At 62.6% G+C, this 4461-nt stretch carries 6 protein-coding genes and 1 pseudogene; all 7 read left to right on the top strand.

From position 1 onward, the window contains the following. Nucleotides 1-52 precede the first annotated feature (52 nt). Nucleotides 53-1735 carry a cutinase family protein gene (locus VIQ49_RS22465; RefSeq protein WP_331888812.1) on the top strand — a complete coding sequence of 561 codons (1683 nt, stop codon included), beginning with the start codon at nt 53-55 and terminating at the stop codon, nt 1733-1735. 89 nt (nt 1736-1824) lie between these two features. Next, nucleotides 1825-2481, top strand: coding sequence for a DUF6668 family protein (locus tag VIQ49_RS22460; protein ID WP_331888811.1), 657 nt, complete (start codon nt 1825-1827; stop codon nt 2479-2481). Nucleotides 2482-2514: 33 nt separating this feature from the next. Continuing rightward, nucleotides 2515-2820, top strand: a complete 306-nt coding sequence (locus VIQ49_RS22455) for a hypothetical protein (RefSeq protein WP_331888810.1) — start codon at nt 2515-2517, stop codon at nt 2818-2820. 5 nt (nt 2821-2825) lie between these two features. Further along, nucleotides 2826-3020 (top strand): hypothetical protein, encoded by a 195-nt coding sequence (locus VIQ49_RS22450; protein ID WP_331888809.1) that lies wholly within the window; start codon nt 2826-2828, stop codon nt 3018-3020. Next, nucleotides 3020-3277 (top strand): hypothetical protein, encoded by a 258-nt coding sequence (locus VIQ49_RS22445; RefSeq protein ID WP_331888808.1) that lies wholly within the window; start codon nt 3020-3022, stop codon nt 3275-3277. Before VIQ49_RS22450 ends, VIQ49_RS22445 begins: the two co-directional genes overlap by 1 nt. Before the next feature lie 16 nt (nt 3278-3293). Further along, on the top strand, nt 3294-3932 hold the full coding sequence (locus tag VIQ49_RS22440) for a hypothetical protein (protein ID WP_331888807.1): 639 nt from the start codon (nt 3294-3296) through the stop codon (nt 3930-3932). Further along, nucleotides 3932-4461, top strand: a pseudogene (locus tag VIQ49_RS22435) (hypothetical protein); the annotation flags it as partial. The gene VIQ49_RS22440 and the pseudogene VIQ49_RS22435, both read left to right, overlap by 1 nt.

The following is a 4461-nucleotide window of genomic DNA, read 5'->3' as shown; positions in this document are numbered from 1 at the left end:
GGACGGCTCCGCCCGAATTGTCGCGATCACCACCAGAGAAGGGCAGTAACGCATGAAGATTCGCAATCGCACCACCAGACGCGCTGCGGCGTCAGCAGGGACAGCATTGCTGTTGATTGCTGTTGCCGGTACAAGCGCAGCTGGTGCACAGACACCCACTCCCGCGCCGCAAGGCACAACGTCATCGTCCGTTGCAGCGGATTCGGGCTGCACGCCACTTCATCTACTTCTCGTCAACGGGACCACGGAATCGTCACCCGGCACCCCGACTGATCAGGACGGCGGCTTCTTCTCGCAGGTCGCTGTCCCGGCATTGCTCGAGGCGAACGGCGGGGACAACGTCGTCGTTGATCGCTCGTACGTCAACTACGCGGCAAGTTTCGGCGGCAAGCCTGGCGACCGGGCGAAGGACTCGTACGAGCAGTCAGTCGAGATGGGCATCGAAAACGCCACGGCGATGCTCTCCGATATTGCCCAAAAGTGCCCGGATACCAAGGTTTTCGTCGGCGGCTACAGCCAGGGCGCACAGGTCGCTTCTGCTGTGACTCGCGAGATCGGTGCAGGTAGCGGGCCGATCTCGGCTGACCAGTTCGCCGGTGCTGCGCTGTTCTCCGATCCGACGCGGCGGGTTGGTTCACCGGTCTTCGCGTCGCAGTCCCAGACTTCGCCCGCAGCGGCTCCCGGCGCCAAGGCCGATTCTGTTGAATCCGTGCAGGTCGCTGCTACTTCGACGCCTTCCGGTGGTGGAATCGCGCCGCAAGCTACGGCGCAGCTCTCGTTCGGTGCGGTCGCAGATCGGGTCGCATCGTTTTGCACCGCTGGTGATCTGGCGTGTGACACTCCCGCTGATGCTCCGCTGGCCCGGATGGTCGCGAACATTGCAGGTCAATCGAGTATGGACGCGGCGGACCCTGTCGGGATCTTGACCAGTGTGGGAACCGCGCTGGGGCAGTCGGTGATCTTCACGGGTGCTTCGGTGGTCAACAACAACATCAATTTCGATTCCAAGGCAGGTGTTTTCACCGTCAAGGACTCGTCACAGACTGTGCTCAACCGCATGGTCGCTTACAGCGATCCATCCAAGCGGGAAGCTGGGATCAGTGAGGCTGTTGCTGCGGTCAACAAGATCGCGGGCATGGCGATCGGTGCGGCCGTCACTGTCGCCAAGACTGTCCTGACTCCGGAATCCATTGCACAGATCGCCGCCGCCGGAGTAGCGGGGCCGCAGGCTGCTTTGGGAGTTCTCGGCTTGAAGTTGCTCGATGCAACGGTGAAGTTGGTTCCCCCGGCGACGATCGACAAGACAGTGCAGCTCGCGTTTAAAGAGGTCAAGTCCGGTATCGCTGACAACAAGGGTCTGGCGAAGATCGCCACTGACACTGCGTACTGGGACACCATCGCCAAGCACGGCAGCTACACGTCGGTCCCGGTCGGTACGGGTGGTCAAACTCCGGTGGAGTTGGCGACAGACTGGATCGTCGCTTTGGCGCACGACCTCACGGTCAGCGGAAAACCTTCTACCTCACCGGCCTCGCCAACGACCAAGTCCGGTCCGTTGTTGGCTGCTGTTGGGCAGTCGACGCGATCCGCCTCGGAGATTCTCGCCGCGTCGGCGACCAGTACGTCAACGCTGCCCACTACTTCGCCGGCAAGTACTACGGCGGTGTCGAGTTCGTCTGCCGCAGTGGTGCCTTCGACCGAGTCGGCGCCGGTTACGCAGCCGGGAATCAACTAGCTCCTTCGCGGGGGTGCACCATGTGCGCCCCTGCTTGGGCCAGTAACTCCGTGGTGGTGACACCACCACAGTTGATGGAAGGAAACGAGATGGCTTCACCACTATCCCGCGAGGGTGATCCGGGGACAGATCCCCAGATCACACCGGCGCGGACGGTAGTTCCGGCGGGTCTGCGAGTTCCACCGGCAGAGTCGCAGGCACCGGTGTGGGATACGCCGATTTCCACCACCGCGCCGCGGCCAGCGTTCTGGCTCCTCGGAGCGCATGGCGGGGCTGGGGTCTCGACGCTGTCGAGGACCTGGGCTCCTGCTGGTGATGCACAGCGGGGATGGCCTGCTCAGGACCGTTATCGCGGAGTTGTCATCGTCGCTCGTACGCATCGCCAAGGATTGCACGCAGCTCATGCGTTGCTGTTGCAAGCTGCCGCCGGTCTGACGGGCGATTGCACTCTCCTCGGGTTGGTGACTGTCGCTGACCACGAAGGAAAACTGCCCGCGACCTTGCGACGCCAACTCGACGTCGTCGAATCGGCCGCGCCAAACGTCTGGCGTGTGCCGTTCCTCGCGGCGTATCGGCTTCTGACCTACGAGCAGATGCCGATCTGGTCGCCGAACGATTCTCCGCCCCCGCCGACTTCGAGACTTCGACGTCCCGACCCCACCGAGTATCTCGATCCGGTGCTGACCGACATCGGCGCGGGCATCTTCTCCGCCGCGCGTGACGCGCTCTCTCGGCCGACTTCCTGAATTCACACCACAACAAAAAGAAAGGCATTCGCCATGACTGCACTTTTCACTTCCGTACAGGTCGCGTATCACGCTGCAAGCGTTGACGTTCTGGCACAGATCGGAACGGAAGCACCTGTCGCACCTCCCGGCGTGGACAAGTTCAACCTGCTTCTCTCGTGGGTCAAGTGGGGCGGGATCATCCTCGCTATCGCCGGTCTCGTTATCGGCGGTGTTGCGCTCGCATACGAACGCAACGGGGGTCACGGCGGTGACGCAAAGGCCAAGATCATGGCTGCCATGATCGGCGCAGTCGTCATCGGTCTCGCACCGACGCTGGTCAACCAACTCGCATTCTGATCGCAATGGACATCCTGCCGGTGGTCTCGCTGCTCGGAGCGGCGATAGTCGTCCTCTCCTTCGGAGTCCTGATGTCGGTGCATCGTTACGGCGCCGAGTGCGATACAAACCAGTGTCATTGCCGGTGGATGCCTGCCGCGTCGCTGGCAAGCCTGGGTATCGCGAGTAGTCCTGTCCTGATCCAGATCGCAGTCTCGTGATGTTGATCGCGGGGCCGCCCACCGATCGCCTACGGCTGCCACATCAAGCATGGGACCCGCTGATGCTGGTGCTGCGCTACACGTTGTGGATCGGAATGTTCGCATGCGTCGCTGCGCTGGTGACGAGTGGAGCTCTCTACGCCTACCAGCGTTCGTCCGGCGCTCAGATTCTCGCGAATACCACTTTGTTCCGAATCCTTTGCTGCTCCGCTCTCGTCGGCTCGGCCACCCTCCTCGCCAACGTACTGATCGCCTGAGAAGAAAAGAGAGATCATGCCTTTCTTCGGTCGCCGCTCGGCCGCCGCGCTCGCCCTCGCCGCGACCGTGACCCTCCTGACCGCAAGCTGCGGATCGGACCCTGACACTGTCGATTTGGCTCCTGTCCCGGTCGATACCATCACGGCACCCGCGAATCTGACCTGGGAGAACTACAACGGGGTCCGGCTTCCCCGTTCGATCACCGATGGTCCGACGGACTACAGCGCAGTCCCGTACGGATACACCAACACTCCGCAAGGGGCAGTGCTCGCGGCGATACGAGGTCAGGCGTACTTGGCATTGACTCCGGATTCGATGTGGGGGCAGATGGTTTCGGTCGTCACAGCGCCGGGTCCGGGACGTGACGAGTTCGCCGCCAATCGAGCGCTGGTGTCGGTCGCCGGTTCTGTCCCTCCCGAACAGGCACCGAAGTTCGTCGCATTCAAGGTCACCGACTACACGCCTGGTGAATCCACTACCGCCGCCGTCGATGTGGTGCAGGAGATCGGTTCGCCGCCGCAGCGTTTTGCCTATCCGGTTGCGCTGCAATGGATCGGAGATTGGCGGCTTGTGCTGCCTACGGCGGCCGAGAACATCGATGCCCGTCCCGTCGAGAACCTCGACGGATTCACCCTGATCGAGGAGAAGAAGTGATGAACGCCAAGCAGAAATGGTGGGCAGCTGGAACCGCCGCGCTGGTCGTCGTCCTGGTCGCAGTGGCATTCGCATGGTTTGCCGGCGGCTCCGACACTCCGGCCGGCCCCGCAGCTACCTCGCCGACTTCGGCTCCGGTCGTAGCTAAGGGCAATAACGGGGAGAGCGGCTTCGCGGACCCGGCCACCGATACGTTCGGGCGCAAGATTTCGGTGCCGAACAATCCTGCCGGACAGCCTCTCCCGCAGCGAGATCCCGGCCCACGGATCGAGTGCGACCTCGGGCAGCTTCCGACCGCGTCAGGTGGGATGAGCATTCAGCGCAACTTCGACTTGGTGATGTTGTACTCGGAAACGGACGGACCTGCGCGAATCGAGGGCGACGTTGCTCTTGGATATTCCCAGTCGCCGCAAGGCGCTGCATTGGCAGCGTGGAACATCTGGCACCGACTTCGGGTCGGCGGGGATGTCACCAAGGCGGTCATGCTCGAGCAGACGGTGCATGACGCGGCGATGCAAGCGAAGTTGGA

The organism is Williamsia sp., from assembly GCF_036566845.1.
In the GTDB taxonomy this organism is placed as follows: Bacteria; Actinomycetota; Actinomycetes; order Mycobacteriales; family Mycobacteriaceae; genus Williamsia.
The sequence above is the reverse complement of the archived record's forward strand: the minus strand, read 5'-3'. Positions and strand labels throughout refer to the sequence as shown.